Origin of the sequence: Flagellimonas sediminis (assembly GCF_010500845.1) — a bacterium.
GTDB classification, from domain to species: domain Bacteria; phylum Bacteroidota; class Bacteroidia; order Flavobacteriales; family Flavobacteriaceae; genus Flagellimonas; species Flagellimonas sediminis.
Genome location: NZ_JAAAMI010000008.1, coordinates 104155 through 125596, shown reverse-complemented (window position 1 = coordinate 125596; position 21442 = coordinate 104155). Strand labels below are relative to the sequence as shown.

At 44.4% G+C, this 21442-nt stretch carries 22 protein-coding genes; 9 read left to right on the top strand and 13 right to left on the bottom strand.

Annotated features, from left to right (window positions below):
* Window positions 1-204: 204 nt before the first annotated feature.
* The 5 genes from GTK07_RS15020 to GTK07_RS15000 form a co-directional block, all read right to left on the bottom strand.
* On the bottom strand, window positions 205-969 hold the full coding sequence (locus GTK07_RS15020) for a creatininase family protein (protein ID WP_163636065.1): 765 nt from the start codon (window positions 967-969) through the stop codon (window positions 205-207).
* 67 nt (window positions 970-1036) lie between these two features.
* The gene (gene pruA / locus GTK07_RS15015) at window positions 1037-2665 is read right to left on the bottom strand and encodes an L-glutamate gamma-semialdehyde dehydrogenase (RefSeq protein WP_163636064.1); all 1629 of its coding nucleotides are present in this window, start codon (window positions 2663-2665) and stop codon (window positions 1037-1039) included.
* A gap of 72 nt (window positions 2666-2737) precedes the next feature.
* The gene (apaG, locus tag GTK07_RS15010; protein ID WP_163636063.1) at window positions 2738-3124 is read right to left on the bottom strand and encodes a Co2+/Mg2+ efflux protein ApaG; all 387 of its coding nucleotides are present in this window, start codon (window positions 3122-3124) and stop codon (window positions 2738-2740) included.
* Window positions 3125-3127: 3 nt separating this feature from the next.
* The gene (locus GTK07_RS15005; protein ID WP_163636062.1) at window positions 3128-4378 is read right to left on the bottom strand and encodes a DUF3667 domain-containing protein; all 1251 of its coding nucleotides are present in this window, start codon (window positions 4376-4378) and stop codon (window positions 3128-3130) included.
* 30 nt (window positions 4379-4408) lie between these two features.
* The gene (locus GTK07_RS15000) at window positions 4409-5653 is read right to left on the bottom strand and encodes a type IX secretion system plug protein (protein WP_163636061.1); all 1245 of its coding nucleotides are present in this window, start codon (window positions 5651-5653) and stop codon (window positions 4409-4411) included.
* 151 nt (window positions 5654-5804) lie between these two features.
* Between GTK07_RS15000 and GTK07_RS14995 the strand changes: the two genes are divergently transcribed.
* The 8 genes from GTK07_RS14995 to GTK07_RS14960 all read left to right on the top strand — a co-directional run bounded on the left by GTK07_RS14995 (window position 5805) and on the right by GTK07_RS14960 (window position 13357).
* Entirely contained in the window at window positions 5805-7157 is a 1353-nt protein-coding gene (locus GTK07_RS14995) for a Na(+)-translocating NADH-quinone reductase subunit A (RefSeq protein WP_163636060.1), read from the top strand.
* A gap of 1 nt (window position 7158) precedes the next feature.
* A complete protein-coding gene (locus GTK07_RS14990; protein WP_163636059.1) occupies window positions 7159-8421 on the top strand; it encodes an NADH:ubiquinone reductase (Na(+)-transporting) subunit B in 1263 nt (420 codons plus the stop codon).
* A gap of 4 nt (window positions 8422-8425) precedes the next feature.
* Window positions 8426-9175: a Na(+)-translocating NADH-quinone reductase subunit C gene (locus GTK07_RS14985; protein WP_163636058.1), complete on the top strand. Its 750-nt coding sequence runs from the start codon at window positions 8426-8428 to the stop codon at window positions 9173-9175.
* Between the two features lies 1 nt (window position 9176).
* Window positions 9177-9824, top strand: a complete 648-nt coding sequence (locus tag GTK07_RS14980) for an NADH:ubiquinone reductase (Na(+)-transporting) subunit D (RefSeq protein ID WP_163636057.1) — start codon at window positions 9177-9179, stop codon at window positions 9822-9824.
* A 4-nt stretch (window positions 9825-9828) separates the two neighbouring features.
* Window positions 9829-10569 carry an NADH:ubiquinone reductase (Na(+)-transporting) subunit E gene (gene nqrE, locus GTK07_RS14975; RefSeq protein ID WP_163636056.1) on the top strand — a complete coding sequence of 247 codons (741 nt, stop codon included), beginning with the start codon at window positions 9829-9831 and terminating at the stop codon, window positions 10567-10569.
* A 2-nt stretch (window positions 10570-10571) separates the two neighbouring features.
* Complete coding sequence (nqrF, locus tag GTK07_RS14970; RefSeq protein ID WP_163636055.1) at window positions 10572-11882, top strand: NADH:ubiquinone reductase (Na(+)-transporting) subunit F; 1311 nt, start codon at window positions 10572-10574, stop codon at window positions 11880-11882.
* Between the two features lie 110 nt (window positions 11883-11992).
* The gene (locus GTK07_RS14965) at window positions 11993-12352 is read left to right on the top strand and encodes a Na(+)-translocating NADH-quinone reductase subunit F (RefSeq protein ID WP_163636054.1); all 360 of its coding nucleotides are present in this window, start codon (window positions 11993-11995) and stop codon (window positions 12350-12352) included.
* On the top strand, window positions 12353-13357 hold the full coding sequence (locus GTK07_RS14960) for an FAD:protein FMN transferase (RefSeq protein WP_163636053.1): 1005 nt from the start codon (window positions 12353-12355) through the stop codon (window positions 13355-13357).
* Here the strand turns inward: GTK07_RS14960 and GTK07_RS14955 are convergent, their stop codons facing one another.
* The 3 genes from GTK07_RS14955 to gpmI form a co-directional block, all read right to left on the bottom strand.
* Window positions 13358-14122 carry a class I SAM-dependent methyltransferase gene (locus GTK07_RS14955; protein ID WP_163636052.1) on the bottom strand — a complete coding sequence of 255 codons (765 nt, stop codon included), beginning with the start codon at window positions 14120-14122 and terminating at the stop codon, window positions 13358-13360.
* 157 nt (window positions 14123-14279) lie between these two features.
* On the bottom strand, window positions 14280-15098 hold the full coding sequence (gene map, locus GTK07_RS14950) for a type I methionyl aminopeptidase (RefSeq protein ID WP_163636051.1): 819 nt from the start codon (window positions 15096-15098) through the stop codon (window positions 14280-14282).
* 43 nt (window positions 15099-15141) lie between these two features.
* Window positions 15142-16659, bottom strand: a complete 1518-nt coding sequence (gpmI, locus tag GTK07_RS14945; protein ID WP_163636050.1) for a 2,3-bisphosphoglycerate-independent phosphoglycerate mutase — start codon at window positions 16657-16659, stop codon at window positions 15142-15144.
* 204 nt (window positions 16660-16863) lie between these two features.
* Between gpmI and GTK07_RS14940 the strand changes: the two genes are divergently transcribed.
* On the top strand, window positions 16864-17250 hold the full coding sequence (locus GTK07_RS14940) for an ankyrin repeat domain-containing protein (RefSeq protein ID WP_163636049.1): 387 nt from the start codon (window positions 16864-16866) through the stop codon (window positions 17248-17250).
* Between the two features lie 101 nt (window positions 17251-17351).
* Here GTK07_RS14940 and GTK07_RS19190 read toward each other — a convergent pair whose 3' ends face one another.
* From GTK07_RS19190 to GTK07_RS14920, 5 genes are all read right to left on the bottom strand, one after another.
* Window positions 17352-17519 (bottom strand): DUF6747 family protein, encoded by a 168-nt coding sequence (locus tag GTK07_RS19190; RefSeq protein WP_203583814.1) that lies wholly within the window; start codon window positions 17517-17519, stop codon window positions 17352-17354.
* Window positions 17520-17637: 118 nt separating this feature from the next.
* The gene (locus tag GTK07_RS14935; protein WP_163636048.1) at window positions 17638-18402 is read right to left on the bottom strand and encodes a M48 family metalloprotease; all 765 of its coding nucleotides are present in this window, start codon (window positions 18400-18402) and stop codon (window positions 17638-17640) included.
* 40 nt (window positions 18403-18442) lie between these two features.
* Window positions 18443-19177, bottom strand: coding sequence for a M15 family metallopeptidase (locus tag GTK07_RS14930; protein WP_163636047.1), 735 nt, complete (start codon window positions 19175-19177; stop codon window positions 18443-18445).
* A gap of 76 nt (window positions 19178-19253) precedes the next feature.
* On the bottom strand, window positions 19254-20417 hold the full coding sequence (locus tag GTK07_RS14925; protein ID WP_163636046.1) for a gliding motility-associated C-terminal domain-containing protein: 1164 nt from the start codon (window positions 20415-20417) through the stop codon (window positions 19254-19256).
* Between the two features lie 3 nt (window positions 20418-20420).
* The coding region (locus tag GTK07_RS14920) for a bZIP transcription factor (protein ID WP_163636045.1) at window positions 20421-21442 on the bottom strand (1022 nt) is incomplete at its 5' end.

Below are 21442 nucleotides of genomic sequence, written 5' to 3'. Positions count from 1 at the left end.
TCCGGGAATAGTCTTTGCCAAATTTCCAGAGACGGTTGTATTTATCAACGAATTTTTTCCACCAAACATGTTTTCCTAAGCTCATAACGAATTGATTTGATACGGTAAAAGTAAATAGATTACATTCAAGTAACAATTAATTAACGTTAAATTTACAAATGAATTGTTCGCTGAAGTCTAAAACTTGTCTGGAATTGCTTAATTCTACTCGTAAAGCGTCTCTAAATCGGCCTCCGAAATATCTTTGAAAAGCTTTGCCATTTTTGCACAAACCGCATCAAAAAACAGCTTTCCTTTTTCTGCCGTTGCTTTGGATGGGTCACCTACACCCGTATCCGAACTTATCTTGGACCAAGGTCGTTCCGTCCAGGCCCATCCTTCGGAAAAGGCCTTGATTTTGTTTTTGAACTCTTTTCCATCGCCCCAATCTTCCTTGGGTAGCACCAAATCCGGCGCCAAATGAAGGATGAGACTGGTTTCCATTTCATCCGCGTGATCACCAGGATTTTCAAAAATGTGCTTTTTTTCCACCATTTTGAACCAATTGGTAACACAAAGGAACAAATTGGGGAAGAGCAGTCCCAATTCCCGTACCAGAGCTTCCCAATTATTGCCTCCATGACTGTTCAATATCATGAACTTATGTATTCCTTGTCTGTCCAAAACGGTCAATACATCCTTCAAAATAGCAAATTGGGTGCTGGGGTTCAGGTTCATATCCAGATAGATATCGGATTGTCCCGTGTTTACCCCAAATGGAATAGTGGGCAACACTACCACCTTGCAACCTTGCTCCCAAGCCAATCTTGCGGATTCTTCGGCAATTTTGGTCGCTTCGATTACATCTGTGGCATATGGAAGGTGATAGTTATGGGCTTCCGTGGCACCCCAAGGGAGCACTGCCAAATCAAAGGATTCGTCCTTAAGGTGTTTCCAGTTGGTTTCGGCCAATACAAAGGGTCTGGGCATAGATTTTATTTTTGAGTCAAAAAAAAGGCTGCCATTAATGGCAGCCTTTAAATTAGGTATTTCAGAATTATCCCAAAAATGGATAACGATAATCTTCTGGCGTCACAAAGGTTTCCTTGATCAATCGTGGAGAAACCCAGCGAAGTAAATTTTGGGCAGAGCCCGCTTTGTCATTGGTTCCAGATGCCCTAGCACCGCCAAAAGGCTGCTGGCCTACAACGGCCCCAGTAGGCTTGTCGTTGATGTAGAAGTTCCCCGCACAATCCTGAAGGGCCTTGGTGGCCTCTTCAATGGCATATCTATCAGTGGACAGAACAGCTCCTGTAAGTGCATATTCGGAAGTGCTGTCAACCAATTTAAGGGTTTCACTCCAATCCTGGTCCTCATAGATATACACGGTGACCACTGGGCCGAACAACTCGGTGCACATGGTCTCATACTTTGGATTGGTGGTCAAAATAACGGTAGGTTCCACAAAATAACCTACGGATTTGTCGTATCCCCCTCCGGCAATGATTTCGGCATCCTTGTCGGTCTTGGCCTGATCGATATACTTGGCCAGTTTGTCAAAAGAAGCTTCGTGGATCACAGCGGTAACAAAGTTGCTCATATCTTCTGGTGATCCAGGTTTGTTGAACGAGGCCAAATCCGCTTTTACCAGATCCAAGATTTCATTTGCTACGGATTTAGGAAGGTACACACGGGAGGCGGCACTACATTTTTGCCCCTGTAGCTCAAAAGCACCTCTTACAATCGCAGTGGCCACCTGTTTTGGTTTTGCCGATGGGTGGGCAATGATGAAATCCTTTCCTCCGGTCTCTCCAACAATTCTTGGGTAGGTCTTATAGGAATGTATATTGTTCCCGATCTGCTTCCAAAGTTCCTTGAACACATAGGTGGAACCGGTGAAGTGCAGTCCCGCAAAATCAGGGCTGGTCAAAAGGGTTTCCGAGATCATGACGGGGTCACCCATCACCATATTGATCACGCCATCGGGAAGACCGGCTTCTTTAAAAACGTCCATGATCACCTTGGCGGAGAACACTTGACTGTCGCTGGGTTTCCAAACAACCACGTTGCCCATCATGGCGGCACTGGCAGGCAGGTTACCTGCAATAGCCGTAAAGTTAAAAGGTGTTATCGCATAGATGAAACCTTCCAAAGGGCGATACTCTACACGGTTCCAAATACCTTCGGAAGATTCTGGTTGTTCCCCATAGATCTGCGACATGAACTCTACATTGAACCTTAGGAAATCGATCAACTCACAAGCGGCATCGATTTCAGCTTGGTGTATGGTCTTGGACTGCGCCATCATGGTAGCCGCATTGATCTTGGCGCGATATGGACCGGCAATCAGCTCGGCGGCTTTTAAAAAGACCGCGGCGCGCTGTTCCCATGGGAGATTTGCCCAGGCCCTTCTTGATTCCAGGCAGTTGGCGATGGTTTTTTCCACAAGTTTTTTGTCGGCGGTATGGTAATGTCCCACAACATGTTTGTGCTCATGCGGAGGGGACATGGGTTTGGTATTGCCTGTCTTTACCTCTTCACTGCCAATATAGAGGGGCACCTCTACCTTTCCTTTATAATAGACCTTATATTGTTTTAATACCTCGTCGCGTTCCGGGGTTCCCGGGGCGTAGCTTTTTACAGGTTCGTTATATGCAGTCGGAACTTGAAAAAATCCTTTTCCCATGGTGTAGTTCTTTTTATTTTTAAAATTCCACCAAAGGTAAGCAATCAGATATCGAATAGAAAATGATAGGCTTTAGTTTATGGCAAACGGAGCTGCAAATTTGAAGGTGGGTATCTCCACTTCAAATTCTTCCGTAGTAGTAAAGTTTACCATTTCATAATACCCTTTCATGGCACCGATGGGGGAGGCCAAAAGACATCCTGAACTATAGGTGTGCGACTTGCCGGGCTTGATCACAGGTTTTCTACCTATCACCCCTTCCCCGTCAATGGTCTCCATATCCTTCAAGGCATCAAAAATGTCCCAATGTCTTGCCACCAATTGCACGGCATCCTTGCTCAGGTTTTCAATGGTTATGGTGTAGCCAAAGGCATAATGCATTTTATAGTTCTTGAAGAAAGTGCCTTCAAAAGTGGTCTGTACGGAAACCTTGATGCCTTTTGTTACTTGTGTGAACATACGCTAGTTATAGATAAAGACACTTCCCGTGAACAATACGAGTACGGCGAAAAACGCCAAAATCGTAAAAATCGTGTTCAGAAAAATGTATTTCACAATCGTTTTAAATATGCCTTGTCCGTAAAATTTTTTCATGGCCATGAACAGATAAATACTGAAAATGGTCACAAACAGTCCTGCGGTGCTGATCTTGAAAATCGTGTCCAAGAGCAAGCTAAGGATGAGCAAGATAAACAAGAGGGACTGATTGTGGAAACTAAAAATAAGATGATCGGTGTAGGTGTATTTTTTTCTGATGTACACCAGCCAAATGAAGATGGTGAACAACGGCATGAAGAAGAAAATAACGAACGGAAGCTTGGATATAGTGCTCTTTAGAAAGATACTGGGCCGTTGTAGTATGGTAAGAAAATTGTTGGAAGAATTAAAAGCCATCCTGTTGGACAATGTACTCTCGATGTCATATTTTTCACTAGCCTGCTCAAAGGAATACAGGGTATCCTTCTTGATCATTTGAACAAAAAAATCGACCTTATCGGAGAAGGCATCCAAGCCCGATTTTTTGCTGATGCTATCATAATATCCCTTTGGATTTGCCGCCATTAAGGAATCTTTGTTCACTTTTGGTTTTTGGTTTTTCAAATGGGTCAGGGAATCCAGCATGCCAATGGAACGCGCCACTTCGGGGTCGGCATTCCGGATGGAATCGAATTTTTTAAGACCAAATGCCAATCCTGGACTTTTGTTTTCGACGGAATCCAAGGATTGCAAGACTTCTTCGGCCTGCTGTTTCAATTTTAAACTGTCAACCATGGTTTCGCCGGTTTTTACATTGTACGATACCGGTGATCCTCCTGAAATGGTGCCATCAAAATCCTTGAAACTCTTATCCAACTCCGCAAACCTATTATTGAAGGTGAACATCAAAAAGTAGATAAACGCCAAGCTCAACAAAAATCGAAAAGGATTGGTGTAGGACACTCTTTTCCCGTTGATGTAATCCTTGGTAATGGTGCCAGGGCGCCACAGCAAAGCCGAAAGTGTTTTCAGTAGTTTGGAATCGTAATTGATGACGCTGGAAAAGAACTCGTCAACAAAATCCTTGATGGTCAATTTTTTGGTGCTATTCGCCTGCGAGCAATTGGGGCAGAATTTATCGCTGATGTCCAATGGATGGCCACAGTTTAAACATGAAACGCCCCTAAATTGAAGTTCGTAACGGCCCTTACTGACCAAGCTACCTTTTTTGCCCATAGCCTTCCCAGGATTTGGGATTAAATATAATCAATTGCTGATAGTTCTGGAATTTGCGGTACCTATACCTATTATACCATCGTACAGGTCGCCAAAATCACGATAATAGACCAAGATCAGGTAATTGTTCTCGGTAAAATGAAAATTACCGCTGACAAAGTTGGGCTCAATGGTGCCATTGTTCCTTTCCACCACATATTTGTAGTTATAAAAACCTTGCTTCATCAACAAGGTAACCTCAAACATTCCGCTTTCAGGATTAAAGGTCATCCGGTTTTCATCCGCAAGGGCGTAGTTGTTGAATTTGCCCACCACGTATACTTGGTCCAGGCCTATTAAATTGGAGTAAGGCAGCTTAAAATGTACTTTGGTGTATTCTGCCTCGCGCGAAACATCGTCCCCCTGTAAAGTTCTAACCACGAAATCCCCGTTAATGTCAGGAAAATAGGTGTACGGCTCATCATATCGATATTCGCTGGGGAAAAGGTAATGGTTGTACACTTGTCCCATTTCAATTCGGGAAATGGCAAAGGTAGGTGATCGTAGGTCCTTGGTATCGAAGTTGAGGAATTCGTTGCCTCCAAAAAAGCTGGTCTCCTTATCATATTTATAAACCAGTTCGGTGCCGATGGTGAATTGGGGTTTGATATTGTACAGCGCCGTAGGCCAAAAATAATTTTGAAGGATGGCCACCTTAATCTCGTTCTTTGGGTTCACCACTGGGAACCCATTGGTATTGATGGAAAATTGGACCACTTGTTTATCGTTGAGATAGTTAAAGTCTCGTGATCGTTTGACCACGCCGCCCACGGTAACCGCATCGCGGTACACCACGAACCTTCTGGAAAATTGGAGGTCCCCATAACTATTGTATATCTCCAAAACATAGTTGCCACTCACCTTAAGCCTTATATTGTCGTTCGGAATGGTCAACCGATAATTGGAATAGGGCTGCAGGGTGGTATAGCTGTTCTCGTAATCAATGATGCGTTGATTGTCAGCCCCGGCCAAATATTGGGATTTCAATAATTGGGAAGGCGTCCAATCGTAATTGCAGTGTACTATTTTGTAATAATAATCCTGTTCTTTTGCGGTAATGTCATCAAACTCCAAGGTCATGCTTTCGCCAAGGAGCACCACCGGAAATTGGTCATCCGTGGGACCCTTGAAAATGATGGTCTTGATGTTTTCGGGAGGGTCTACCTCTTCCTGAACCTGTGCAAAGGTGCTGATGGCCAAAAGGCACGGGAAGAAATGTTTGATCAAATAACGCATTTAGGGCATTTATTTTAGGTAAAGGTAAACAAAAAGTGTGCCTTGTGAATTTAGCTCGACATAATCCCAATTTTATGGATAATAATTATGAAAAGAATCTTGTAAGTACTAAATTTGCCAGCGATTTTGATAACAAAAGGTCTACAACAATATGTCTAAAGACATCCGGATTAGAAAGGGGTTGAACATCAACCTCGTCGGGGCAGCAGAACATACAACTTCCAAAGCCGTTACAAGTAACGTGTATGCCCTGAACCTGAATGAGTTCCACGGAATCACTCCAAAAATGTTGATAAAACAAGGGGAAGAGGTAAAAGCGGGTGAGCCCCTTTTTTACAATAAGAACAAAGAGCAAATGCACTTTGTGTCCCCGGTGAGCGGTGAGCTTGTGGAAATTGTGAGGGGGGCAAGGAGGAAAATCCTCAGCCTAAAGATCCTTGCGGATAAAACGCAGGAGTATATGATCAACAAAGTGCCGGATCTGGATACAGCTGATGGTGCTGCCATAAAAAACTATCTGCTGCACAGTGGAGGGTGGCCTTTTATCAAACAACGGCCTTATGATGTGATCGCCAATCCCGACGCGACACCGAAGGCCATTTTTATTTCAGCATATGCCACGGCGCCTTTGGCTGCCGATGTGGATTATGTGTTGAAAGGAAAAGAACAGGAATTGCAGGCCGCCATTGTTGCCTTGGGCAAAATGACCCCAGGTAAAATCCATGTCTCCATAGGAAACTCTGCCCGTTCTCCTTTCGCTGATTTGAAAGGTATTGAACTGCATAAGGTTTCCGGGCCTCACCCAGCGGGTTTGGTGGGAACACAGATCAACAAGATTGATCCCATAAACAAAGGTGAAGTGGTTTGGACCGTTTCTCCGCAGGATATGGTTATTTTGGGAGAATTGTTGCTTACCGGTAAATTCAATGCTGAAAGGACCATCGCTTTGGCGGGTTCGGTGATCAAAGCTCCAAAATACCATACTACCAAAATAGGTGCTGAAATATCTACCTTTCTTTATGCCAGTGGTGTGAGCGAGGATAGGTTCCGATTGATTAATGGCGATGTGCTTACAGGTAGCAAGACAACTACCGAAGGATATCTAGGTTTCTATAATAATACGGTAACCGCCATTCCCGAAGGGGACGATTATGAACTTTTCGGATGGAACAAACCTGTTTTCAATAAAATTTCGACCACAAGGGCGTTGACCTTTTCTTGGCTACAACCCAAGAAAAAATACGATTTGGACACCAACACCAATGGTGAACACAGGGCATTTGTGGTAACAGGCCAGTATGAAGAAGTATTCCCAATGGATATTTACCCGCTTCAGTTACTCAAGGCCTGTATGGTGAAAGATTTGGACGAGATGGAACAGTTGGGACTTTATGAAGTGGCCCCAGAGGATTTCTCGTTGACGGAATTCATATGTATTTCAAAACAACCACACCAACAGATCATCAGGGATGGATTGGATCTGTTGCAAAAAGAACTTGGATAATATGGGCATGAAAGATAAATTACATCAGCTTAAACTAAAGTATGAGGGCAAAAAAATGGCTCCTGCCTTTAATGCGCTCCATACCTTTCTTTATACGCCAAACGAAACTACGCATTCAGGGGCGCACGTGCGCGGAGCGGACGATTTGAAACGTACCATGAACACTGTGATCATGGCGCTGGTACCCTGTTTGATTTTTGGTATGTTCAATGCCGGATATCAACAGTACATCGCCATCAACGGTGCTCCTGAAAACTTTTCTTTGTTCAACGATTTCTTGACCTGGAGCAATTTCTTGGTGGGACTTACCACTATTTTGCCTTTGGTTATCGTTTCTTACGGAATCGGTTTGGGTATCGAGTTCTTGTTCGCCGTGATCAAAGGTCATGAAGTGGAAGAAGGCTATTTGGTCACCGGTATGTTGGTGCCATTGATCGTACCTGTGGATACCCCACTTTGGATGTTGGCCATCGCCGTTGCCTTTGGTGTTGTAATCGGTAAAGAAGTGTTCGGGGGTACGGGGATGAACATCCTCAACCCAGCATTGACCATTCGTGCCTTTTTGTTCTTCGCTTATCCAACTTGGATGAGTGGTGATAAGGTTTGGGTGCACGGTGCTGTGGATGGATTGACCAAGGCAGGTTCTGCCGATGCCATATCTGGGGAAACTATTTTGGGATCGTTGGCCCAAGGTACTTCGAATCTTTCTTATTCCTTATCCGATATGTTCTACGGTTTTATTCCTGGATCGGTGGGTGAGACTTCCAAAATCTTGATTTTGTTGGGTGCTTTGTTCCTGATCTTTTCCAAGATCGCCTCATGGAGGATTATTGTGAGTGGTGTTTTGGGAGCATTGGCCATGGGCTTGATCTTTAACGGTATCGTGGATGCAGGTTGGCTGCCCACTTATAGCAAATTTTACACCTTGATGAGCTTCCCTTACTGGCAACATTTGCTGGTAGGTGGTTTGGCTTTTGGTATCGTCTTTATGGCTACAGATCCCGTGACGGGATCACAGACCAACAGAGGTAAGTGGATCTATGGGTTCTTGATCGGTTTCATGTCGGTCATGATCCGTGTGTTCAACCCAGGGTATCCTGAAGGAGTGTTCCTGGCCATCCTATTGATGAACGTTTTTGCACCTACAATTGACCACTACGTGGTTAGAGGAAACATCAAAAAGCGATTGAAACGATTGAAGACGGCCACCATCTATCCCAAAACTTCAGATGAGGTGGATTCATTAAAAACGGAAACAGCATAGTATTATGGCATTCAATACAGAAAAAAATAGCTACACCGTAATCTTTGCGGCCATCATGGTGGTTGTTGTCGGTTCATTGCTGGCATTTGTAGCATCTGGGCTTAAGCCAAAGATTCACGAAAATCAGCGCTTTGAAAAGCAGCAAAATATCCTCTATGCCATGGGGGTAAACGATAATGAAGGGGAAGGCGATGTTACTTTTGTCCCCACAACTTCGGTTGAAGAGGATTTCAGTAAATACATTGTGAAACAAATGGTGTTGGATGGTTCTACTGCCGTAGAAAAGGAAAACGCTTATCTAATCGATGTTTCCAAGGAGATAGCAAAGGCAAAAAATGGCGAGAAGGCTGAGCTTCCATTACTCATAGGTGAAAAGGAAGGGAAGACATTCTACATCATTCCATTATATGGAAGAGGGCTTTGGGATGCTATTTGGGGATACATTTCGTTGGACGATCATATGGTGGTGCAAGGAGTGTATTTTGATCACAAAGGGGAAACACCGGGTTTGGGAGCCAATATCAAGCAACGCTTTTTTATGGACGATTTTACAGGGGAGTCCGTAATGTCAGGGAACAGCTTTGAAGGAATCACTGTTGCCAAAGGAAACGGAGATCCCTTGAACACGGACAAGGAGGATAACCAAGTGGATGCCCTTGCAGGAGCAACCATTACTGGTAACGGGGTAACCGCCATGATAAAGGACTGCATTAAACTGTACAAACCTTATTTACAAACCATAAGAACTAAATAATATGGCACTACTATCAAAAAAAGATTCAAAACTGGTGCTGGATCCCTTGGCGGACAACAACCCGATCACCATTCAGGTATTGGGTATCTGTTCTGCCCTTGCAATTACCGCGGAGCTTAAAGCTTCTGTGGTAATGGCCCTTTCAGTATTGTTTGTGCTAAGTATGGGTAACGTGGCAATTTCCTTGTTGAGGAACATTATCCCGTCCAAGATCAGGATCATTGTGCAATTGGTGGTCGTGGCCGCTCTGGTAATTATTGTGGACCAGGTGTTAAAGGCCTTTGCTTACGAGTTGAGCAAGACTTTATCGGTTTTTGTGGGATTGATCATTACCAACTGTATCATCATGGGACGTTTTGAAGCCTTTGCCTTGGGCAATGGTCCCAAAAAAGCCTTTTTGGATGGTATCGGTAATGCCCTGGGATATGGTATTATTTTGGTGATCGTAGGATTCTTCAGGGAACTTTTGGGCTCTGGAACTTTATTCGGATTCAAGGTATTGGGTGATCCCGTTACCAAGACAGGATTGTATGCCATTGGATATGAGAACAACGGTTTTATGATCATACCACCTGCTGCATTGATTGTGTTGGGTGTTATTATTTGGGTGCAACGCTCCAAAAACAGGGCATTAATAGAAGAAGCTTAAGGATATGTTAGAGCATTTAGAACTTTTTTTCAAGTCGATTTTTATAGACAACATGGTGTTTGCCACCTTTTTGGGTATGTGTTCCTATTTGGCTGTTTCCAAAAAAGTATCTACCGCTGTGGGTCTTGGCGCAGCCGTTATATTCGTATTGGCGGTTACGGTACCCATGAACTGGTTGTTGGACAAATATTTGTTGAAGGATGGAGCCTTGGCCTGGATGGGTCCGGAGTATGCCGATTATGACCTTAGCTTCCTTTCTTTCATCCTGTTCATCGCAACCATTGCAACCATGGTGCAATTGGTAGAGATTGTGGTGGAGAAATTCTCACCATCGCTATATAACTCTTTGGGTATCTTTTTACCTTTGATCGCGGTAAACTGTGCCATTTTGGGTGGGTCGCTGTTCATGCAAACCCGTGACATCCCTAACATAGGATTGGCCTTCAACTACGGAATTTCATCAGGAATTGGATGGTTCTTGGCAATTTTGGCCATTGCTGCCATTCGAGAGAAGATCAGATATTCCAACGTTCCGGCACCATTGCGTGGACTTGGAATCACGTTCATCATCACAGGATTGATGGGCATCGGTTTCCAGAGTTTTGGTGGAATGCTTACTGGTGACAACGAACCACCAGAAGAGGCACAAACCACCACCGTGAAAGCTGAAAAGGAAAAAGAAATTAAGAAAGAGATTGAGGATAAGGAAAAAGCAGTCTCTTATAACGAAGCCATAAACAAATAAAGATGATAATAGCCGCAAGTACTGGAGGTACTATTCTGATTACCGTTGTAGCATTTCTTATTTTGTTGCTGATGTTGGTGGCCGTTTTGTTGTTCACCAAAGAAAAGCTATCCCCATCAGGTCCCGTGACCATCACCATCAACGGTGAAAAGAAAGTGGAAGTGGCATCTGGAGGTTCCTTGTTGTCCACTTTGGGTAACCAAAAAATATTCTTGCCATCTGCCTGTGGAGGTGGTGGTACCTGTATCCAATGTGAGTGCCACGTGCTTTCTGGAGGTGGAGAGGCTTTGCCGACAGAAACACCGCACTTTTCCAAAAAGGAATTGCAACACGGGGCACGTTTGGCCTGTCAGGTGAAGGTAAAACAGGATATGGAGATTACCATTCCGGAAGAAGTTTTCGGAATCAAAAAATGGAATGCCAAAGTAGTGCGTAACTATAACGTGGCATCTTTCATCAAGGAATTTGTTGTGGAGATTCCAGAAGATATGAACTATAAGGCTGGTGGTTACATTCAGATCGAGATTCCACCTTGTGAGGTGAAATATTCCGATATCGACATCACCGCGCACCCTGAAGAGCATGAGACTCCCGACAAGTTCCAAGCGGAGTGGGACAAGTTCAATTTGTGGCCGTTGGTCATGAAAAACCCAGAAACTGTGGAGCGGGCCTATTCCATGGCCTCTTACCCTGCTGAAGGGCGCGAGATCATGTTGAACGTACGTATTGCAACCCCACCTTGGGATCGTTCCAAAAATGGATGGATGGATGTAAACCCTGGTATAGCATCATCCTATATCTTTAGCTTGAAAAAGGATGACCCTGTGGTTATTTCGGGCCCGTTTGGTGAGTTCTTTATCAACGAATCGGAGGCAGAAATGCTTTATGTGGGAGGTGGAGCCGGCATGGCGCCAATGCGTTCTCACTTGTACCACTTGTTCAAGACCTTGAAGACCAATCGTAAAGTGACTTACTGGTACGGAGGACGTTCCAAAAGGGAATTGTTTTACATCAATCACTTTAAGCAATTGGAAAAGGAATTTCCAAATTTCAAGTTCTATATGGCACTTTCTGAACCGCTACCAGAGGATAATTGGAAAGTGAAAAAGGATATCAATGATGAAGCTGGGGACGGTTTCGTTGGTTTCATCCACAATTGTGTGATCGATAACTATTTGAACCTTCACGATTCCCCTGAAGACATAGAATTGTACTTCTGCGGACCACCGTTGATGAACAAAGCTGTTGAAAAAATGGGTCAGGACTTTGGTATTCCAGATGAGAATATCAGGTTCGATGATTTTGGAGGATAATTTTAAAGTTGATTCATCACCTCAAGTTGAAATCCTGAGAATATTGAAGGAACCATCGAGAGGAATTTATAAAACCAACCGATGCTCAGGCATCGGTTTTTTTGTATCAAATGGGAAGACCGTTAACAGAACAGGAACTGCATAATCTGGCCATGAACATTGTGGGGCGAGAGCTCGAGGCCGGCGGTTTTGAGTTTATGGCCATAAACAGTAAGCTAAAAAAGAATCCCCAGTACGTTTGCTTGAAGGAGAAGGTGCTGCATTTTATCGTGGTGCGGAACATTGAATTTCCCAACGATCCGAGGGATTATGATGAAGAGCTGATGCAGAAAGTGAAGGACCATGCGGAAAAGTTTGAGGCTAGGACCTATTTTGCAGGAGTGGGACTTTCCAATGCGGCGGATAGGGACCTGCCTGTCCATTTGGATGAAGAGTATATTGTGGAATACCAAGGTTTAATTGAGATTTAGATGTTGAAAAGAGCACTTTTATTCTTTGTTGGAGCCCTACTTTTGGGTTGTGGTACCAAAGATTGGGTGAAGAACCAAAACTGGGGGAATGCCCTGGGTACCACCTATTCCATCATTTATTTGGCTGATGAAGAGTTGGATTATCAGCAAGAAATCGATTCGGTTTTTCAGGTGTTGAACCAATCCATGTCGACCTATATTCCCACTTCTGATATCTCCAAGATCAACGAAGGGGATTCTACCATTGCTGTAGATGATATGTTCAAGGAAGTTTTTGATATCTCCACACATGTACACAAGGCCTCAAATGGCTATTTTGATCCTACTATCGGTGTTTTGGCCAATGCATGGGGATTCGGACCCGGCAAGCAAATTACGCTCGATAGCCTTAAGGTAGATAGCCTTTTAGGTTATGTGGGATGGGAAAAGGTGAAGTTGAATAAGGACCATACCATAACCAAGGCGCATCCTGCCATTCGATTCGATTTTAATGCGGTAGCCAAAGGATATGCCATTGATCGCCTTGGCGCTATGTTGGATGCCAAGGGTATCGACAATTATTTGGTGGAAGTTGGGGGAGAGGTGTTGGCTAAGGGAACCAATTTGGTATCGGGTAAAGATTGGACGGTCGGTATCGATGATCCCCAGGTAGAAACCGGGCGACAATTAAAACGCATCGTAACCTTGAAGAATGTGGCCATGGCCTCATCGGGGAATTACAGAAAGTTTAGGGTAGACCCTGAAACGGGGGAAAAGTACGTGCATACCATAGATCCCAAAACGGGGTACACCAAAAATTCAAATGTGCTGGCAAGCAGTGTGGTGGCCAAAACCTGTGCGGTGGCCGATGCTTTTGCCACTTCTTTTATGGCCATGGATCTTGAAAAATCCAAAACAATTTTGAAAAATCATGACGAGCTGGAGGCCTATATCATTTACTTGGACAAAGATGGGAAGACGCAGGAGTTTTTTACCCCGGGTTTTGAAGCTTTGGTAAAACAGTGATTATTTCTTGACCAAGGGGATAAGCTCCCCCTTTGCCAATCGGTACTTTTCCACTTCTTCCTTTGGAAGAACAGTGGTGTAATCAACTTCGTTAACGGTAAAGCCAACGGCACGTAGCTTATCAAAATAGTCTCTGCCGTAAATTCGGACATGATCGTACTGCCCAAAGATTTTGGTTCGTTCCTTTTTGTCCGTGATGGAATTGTCCTCGAAGGTTCTTTCGCGTTTCAAATCTTGTGGAATCTGAAAGATGCCCCATCCGCCCGGTTTCAGTACACGATACAGTTCTTGCATGGCCTTGGTATCATTCGGGATGTGCTCCAGAACATGGTTGCAGAGGATTACATCGAACTGGTGATCCTCAAAAGGAAGATTGCATATATCTGCCTTTACGTCCGCGAGAGGTGAATTTAGATCAGTGGTGGTGTACTCCAAGTTTTTCAACTTTTTGAACCTTTTGTAAAAAGCCTGTTCGGGAGCAAAATGAAGGAGCTTTTGATGAGCGGTAAATAGGTCGGTTTCGTTTTTGAGATAGAGCCAAAGCAAACGGTGACGCTCTAACGAAAGGGTAGAGGGGGAGAGCACATTTTCCCGTGGACTTTCATAGCCGTAGGGCAAAAATGTTCTAAAGCTCTTTCCATCGATGGGGTCGGTGACGTTTTTTCCTTTCAAGGTAAAGGCTATAAAAGGTCGAACCCAATAACTCAACCTGATGAGTAACGGTCTTGGAATAAGATTGAGAAAGTACTTAAATATTTTCGACACGAATTACACTAATTTTCACGAATGGCTCAAAGTAAAACTCTCTATAATTAATTTGGTCCTCACCAAAATTTACAATCAACGTACAAATGATTTTTAGGGTAATTGGCGAAATTCCTGCTCGCTGCTGGCAGGCGTGTCAATATAAAAAAGTAGTGTATTAAAGCACTAATTTCTTTGCCCTAAACTCATCTTCCTCGTCACTAGTGATTCCCAAGGCTTCATAAATGTATTGGAAGGTTGAAAGTAGTTCCGGTTTGCCATCCACAAGCGCAACGTCGTGTTCAAAGTGGGCACTGGGTTTTCCGTCAGCGGTCAAGATGGTCCAACCGTCCTTCAATTGCTTGATGCGTTGGGTCCCCATATTGATCATGGGCTCTATGGCCACAACCATACCGTTCACAAACTTTTTACCCCGACCCCGTTTACCATAATTGGGCATTTGGGGGTCTTCATGAAGGTCCTTTCCGAGTCCATGACCTACCAGTTCCCGTACCACTCCATAACCATGGTCCTCACAGTATTTTTGGATGGCGTAACCCACATCGCCAACACGGTTACCTTCTTTAAATTCCCGTATGCCAATGTAAAGGGATTCTTTGGTGACTTTTAGTAGCTTTTTGGTTTCTTCGGCCACTTCCCCCACTTGAAAGGTATAGGCATGATCCCCATGGAAACCATTTTTTACGGCACCGCAGTCCACGGAAACAATATCACCTTCCTTTAGGGGTTCGTTATTGGGAATGCCATGTACCACTTGGGCGTTGGGGCTCCAGTTTAGGGTGTTCGGAAAATCGTACATGCCCAAAAAACCGGGTACGGCACCTTGGGAACGAATATATTCCTCTGCCATTTTATCCAATTTTAAGGGATTGGCACCTGGTTTGATCTCTTTGGCCAACATCCCCAAAGTTCTGGATACCACAAGTGCACTTTCGCGCATCAATTCAATTTGCTCTGGTGTCTTTACTTGAATCATAGCCGCAAAGATAAATTGAATCTATGGATTTTGCGGCATTGGGCTAAACCAAAGGTTTTTGTGTCATCAGGGAGGGTTGTGGAACCCCTATCATTTTTAAAATAGTTGGGGCAATATCTCCCAAAACTCCACTTTTTACCTCTTTGATGTCCTTGTCCACAATGATCAGCGGCACCGGGTTGGTGGTATGTGCTGTATTGGGGCTTCCATCAGGGTTTACCATGGTATCGCAGTTACCATGATCGGCAATCACGATGGTGGAATAACCATTCTCCAAACCGGCAGTGATCACATCTTTGGCACATTCATCTACCGTTTCACAGGCTTTGATAGCCGCTTCCATAACCCCGGTATGGCCCACCATATCCGGGTTGGCGAAATTGAGACATACAAAATCGACCTCTCCTTTTTTAAGTTCCGGGATGATGGCGTTGCGGATATCGTAGGCACTCATCTCGGGTTGAAGGTCATAGGTGGCCACTTTTGGTGAGGGGCATAGAATGCGTTGTTCCCCTTCAAAAGGCTCTTCGCGCCCCCCATTGAAGAAGAAGGTCACGTGAGGATATTTTTCAGTTTCGGCAATCCGAATCTGTTTCTTTCCATTTTTGGCGAGGGTCTCGCCCAATGTATCCTGAATGTTGTCCTTGTCATATATGACCTTGATGCCCTTGAAGGATTCATCATAGTTGGTCATGGTAACATAGTACAGGTTCATTTTGTGCATGTTCTGCTCATGAAAATCCTGCTGGCTCAAGGCTTGGGTAAGTTCTCGGCCGCGATCGGTCCTAAAGTTGAAGAAGATGACGACATCACCTTCCTTGATCTGTGCCATGGGTTCTCCTGTGCTATCGGTCAACACCAAAGGTTTCACAAACTCGTCGGTAACCCCATTATCGTAACTTTTTTGCATGGCAGCTCCAATATCCTGTATTTTTTCACCTTCGGCATTCACCATGACATCATAGGCCAGTTTTACACGTTCCCAACGTTTATCACGATCCATGGCATAGTACCTGCCGATTACGGTAGCCAACTTGGTGTTTTTATCCGAGCAGAAGCTGGCCAGGTCCACCAAAAAGCCTTTGCCGCTCTTGGGATCCACATCGCGTCCATCGGTAAAAGCATGAACAAACGATTTTTGAACTCCGGCATCCTGTGCCACTTGGATCAGTGCCTTGATGTGGTCTATATGGCTGTGTACGCCTCCATCACTGACCAATCCCAAAAAATGGACCGGTTTGTTGTTGGATTTGGCATAGGCCAAGGAATCCTTTAGCACGGGCTCGTCCTTTAGGGTGTTTTCCTTAACGGCCTTGTTGATCTTGGCCAAGTCTTGGTAGACGATCCTTCCAGCACCAAGGTTCATATGGCCTACTTCACTGTTACCCATCTGACCTTCGGGTAGGCCAACGTTCATTCCGTCGGTATGCAAATCGGCATTGGCGTATTGTGTATAAAGCGAATCAATAAAAGGAGTATTGGCCTGTGCAATAGCAGAAACCTTGGGATCGGGAGACTTTCCCCATCCGTCCAAAATCATTAGGATTACCTTCTTCTTCATGGTGTTAAATTCTACCCCAAAAATAAAGTGATCTCATGGTATCCCCTAGGAATTGTTTGGATTTCTTATTGCGATTTTGTTAATTATTTTATGTTAAATATGTGATATTGTTAAACTTTAGTTATTTAACTGTTAATCCTGTAACACTCATGCTTTTTTCAAGTCTACTTTTATACAACATTCATTAATCAAAATCAATTCATCATGAAAAAAGCAATTTTGGCAGTAGCTACAGTGTGTATGCTAGCAGTATCAGGCGTTTCCGCCAAAGAACTTCCCACCAATACCAAATTGGACATGACCACGGTAACCGAAGACCTTAGTGCCTTTTGCAAGGCAGTAATGCAAGGCGATGTGGAAACCGTAAAAAAACTTATTGAACTAGGAGAGGATGTCAACCAAAAATCTTTGGGCAGGGCACCGATCCATTACGCAGCCCGTTACAACAGGGCAGAGGTACTCCAAGTTCTTATTGACAATGGTGCCGACCTTAAATCGCGTTGCGACAAGGGTATGAGCGCAATTAAATATGCTAAAATGTCCCATGCCGATGAGGCATTGGCCGTATTGGAAGAAGCTATGAAAAAATAGAAGGGGTTTATTCATCCAAAAACAAAAGGCCCGCCTATTAAGGCGGGCCTTTTTGTCTCATTTACGTATCTAGTGTTCTTGCAAAAGAGTGGTTCTCGAAATTAAAATTCGAAGCCGGTAAATGCCCTGTACAACAAAGCGTAAAATGCCATGAAAAGCATTAACGCACAGAAAATGGAGTACCCTTTTAAAAAAAGTACCACAAAACTTGGTTTACAATCGTCGAATGCCTCCAAATAGAGGTGCTTAAAGTGTAATAGTGTTCCCATAATGTTCTCTCTTTTTGGATAGCACAAATGGGATAAGAAAGGTTATGTAGACTTGGGGTTCTTTCAAAGGTAACGAAATTAAGACAAACCTCCTCTTTTCTCGATGAAAGTGTCGATTCTATCGACCTGAATATTTATGGATGGATTCCTTTATTTTTTCTATCCTGTTTTCAGGATCTGGGTGCGTGCTTTGGAACTCCGGAACCCGGTTGGGGCCGGCCGCCGCTTTCAATATTTCCATGACCTTGATCATTTCATTGGGGTCGTACCCCGATTGGATCATAAAAAGAACACCGAGGTCATCGCTTTCCAGTTCGTCACCACGTCCATTCTTCAATAGTGTGTTCTGCCCAATGCCCGCCACCAAATTGCCCATGTCCCCGCCAACGGAAGCTCCCGTTGCCAAGGTTTGCCAAAAACTGCTCTCGGCTATGCGTTCCGCGGAATGCCTGCCGATCACATGCCCGATCTCATGACCCAAAACTCCTGCCAACTGGGCTTCATTGAGTTGCGAAAACAAAGCATAGGTGATAAAGATTTGTCCCCCTGGCAGTGCAAAGGCATTGATGGTCCTGTCATCTGCCAACAAATGGAATTCATACTCATATGGGGTCTCACGGGCCACACTGTGCTGTACCAATCGGTTACCTACATTGTCCACTAGGGACTGCATGCGTTGATCAGGGTAGAGTCCCCCGTGTTGTTGGGCCATTTCGGGGGCGGTTTGCAACCCGATCGCAATTTCCTGCTCGGCAGACATATTGATGTTCTGCACCCTGCCGGTATAAGGGTTTTCTTCTTGGTTGCTGCATCTACGGATAAAGGCAAAGGCCACAATGGCCAATCCTATCAAGATACGGATCCTCCAACTTCCTCTTCTCATGATGGTAGTGTTCTAGCTAGTTGAAGATACAAAAAAAGGCCTATAAAAGGTTTGGGTTGATATCCAAAATATTGTCCTGTACATAGGTTTTGATAAAACCCGTGGTGAAATGCTCCGTACCCAAAAATTCTTCTTTTTCCAGAAGCCTTAAAACGTTGAGCTTACGATAGGCCGCCAACATGGGAATGGAAATGGGTGCATAGCTGTAATGCCAAGGCTCGTATTTAAAGCCCCGTCTTCTTGGGTCATTGTTGTATACCAGATAGAAACCGAACTTTTCCGAATTTTCATCCAACCATGATTTGAGGCCTTCGAACGGACCACCTGTCTCGAATTTTTCGGGGACCAGTACATCCCCGGATGATTTGGGATACCCATCAATGATGTCAATATCGGTTCCCCAGTGGTGTCTACTGGTACCAGGTATGGTAGAGTATTCAATGATCTTGTCAATGGCCCTCAATGGGTCCATACCGTCATCTTCGGTGTATTGGATGTATTTGCGTTCCCAAATGGCCTCTTGCCTATAAAAATCCCGAAAACTGGATACGATCTTGATATCATACCCATCCGTGTAAGCGGCTTTTTTCATTTCAAGGAAGGATTCATAAGCTTCCTTTCTCAAATTGATGCCTTCCCCAAAAAGTTCCACATCGGCCTTTCCCATCAGTTCGTCCGTACTGTAATCGCTGTTGAAAGTTGTGGTGATCAACGGTGGTAGGGTACAGGCCATGCCTGTCAGGGAGGTCGATTTGATAAAAGTCCTTCTTTTCATGGGATGCATTTTGGCTTCCAAGTTAAGAAGTATTTTTTGTAAACAAATCACAAATTGATGGGGAACGCCTGTCGGTTTATCGATCTAGGAAAATAAAACCGGTGTACTGCAATTGCAGGTCCAATAGAGACACTAAATAGAAATAAACCCCCTCGGCCAGCCCTTGTTCTTGGTTCAAGATCATGGTCCCGGTATTGGCCATACCCCTAAAGTCATTGGTGTAGTTGACTTTTTCGAATACTTTTTGACCGTATCGGTTATAAATGCTCAGGAGGTTGTTGGGAGATTCCTCCAAACCGTCAATGATCAAAAAATCATTGATACCATCCCCGTTCGGACTTAAGAAATAATTGCCCAAAGTGGGGTTTTCCACGGCAAAGGTATCGGTTGGCAAGGGTATGGTACCGAAGGTAATGGCAGCATAGTCACTGGGCACAAAGGTCTCCGAGGTCACAAAGCCTTGGTTGATATCCCCACTAACGGCCGTGTTGCCGATGACCGTCCATTGGTTGGCGGCCTTGTTCCAACCTACCACGATTACGGATTCCGCCGTGGCATTGGGGATCAGGCCCAAACCGCTCCTTGGGTTCCATCCGATGGTTACCTTGGCCGGCACATCACTGTCTACGATCCAAAACTCACGATCGGAAACCGTGCCGATGTTCCGTACTTTTTGCTCCACATCAAAAGTGGTGGACAAGGAAGAGGGACTCGATGGATTTTCAAAAAAATAGGCGCAGATCGATAGCGGTGCCGTACCTTCCGAAGTCAAGGTCAAAGGACGCAACAGACTACGATCACCCACGGGGAATGCAAAAAAGCTACGGTTGTTCACCGCGGCAAAACCGATAATTTTGGCCGTATCGTCTTCGCCGGTAAAAAAGCCCTGATCCAGAAAATTAAGGTATACCAAGGGATTGTCCTTTGGGCTCGACACATCGCCCGAAATAAAATTTAGATTGTTGCGCACGTTCAACGTGTTCACCAATTCAATTTGGTCCGAAACAAAGATCTCCATATCCCACAAGGTTGCGGGAACGGTACCCGAAACCTGTAGCTGGTTGGTGCCATAGAAACCCACCAAACCTTCGGTCTGATCAAAAGTGGCATGATTGATCAAGTTGGTATGCAGACCCAGATTACCACTGGCATGTACCACCAAGTTACCGGAATTGTACAGCCCTTGGGCCATGGCAAAACTGGCAACTAAAAGGAAGGATATGTGGAGGAAGGATTTCAAGACCTAGTTTTTCTTCGATTCGGTAAGCAATGCCTTGATTTTATCCATTTCTGCCTTAAGATTATTAATCTCGCTTGAAAGCTTTTCGTTTTCAGATCGAAGTTCATTAATTTTCTTTTCTTGCTCAATGGTGTGTAGGAACAATTCCTCAATTTTTTCTAATTGACCAAGCGATGATTCAGTAAGTCTATATTTTCCAGAAGCTTTGATTTCATATGCTGACCTAATACCTGGCAGGTGATTGTTCTTTTTTACAAACTCTTCTACCTCCTTTAAACTCTTAAATCGATATGAATTGTTAAGTTCTGAAAATCCACTAAAATATTTTTGAAATACAAAATCAGGTACATTCAAAATTGTGCCTCCAGAAATAAAGTCTCCAGTGGTTGAAACATCACTAACAAAAATTGGATTTACCTTACTACCATCAATTCCTGCTCCGGGTTGAATATCATCATTGGTAATTGTACCATCTGCTATTTTAGCGGAAGTCACCGCGTCATTGGCTATCACAGTAGCACTGGTAGGTCCGGTTACATCTCCTAGTAAATTGTCCACTGCAAAAGTTGTGCCTGTCAAGGTTAGCCCAGTTCCGGCGGAATAGGTGGTATCATCGTCAATATCGTCCGCGAAGCCTGCCGGTATTCCTGTCAGGGTGGACCAATCGGGTGCAATCGTTGCATTGTCCACTGCAAAAGTTGTACCTGTCAATGTTAGCCCAGTTCCAGCGGAATAAGTGGTATCATCGTCAATATCGTCCGTGAAGCCTGCCGGTATTCCGGTCAGGGTGGACCAATCGGGTGCAATCGTTGCATTGTCCACGGCAAAAGTTGTACCTGTCAAGGTTAGCCCAGTTCCAGCGGAATAGGTGGTATCATCGTCAATATCGTCTGCGAAGCCTGCCGGTATTCCGGTCAGGGTGGACCAATCGGGTGCAATCGTTGCATTGTCCACGGCAAAAGTTGTACCTGTCAAGGTTAGCCCAGTTCCAGCGGAATAGGTGGTATCATCGTCAATATCGTCCG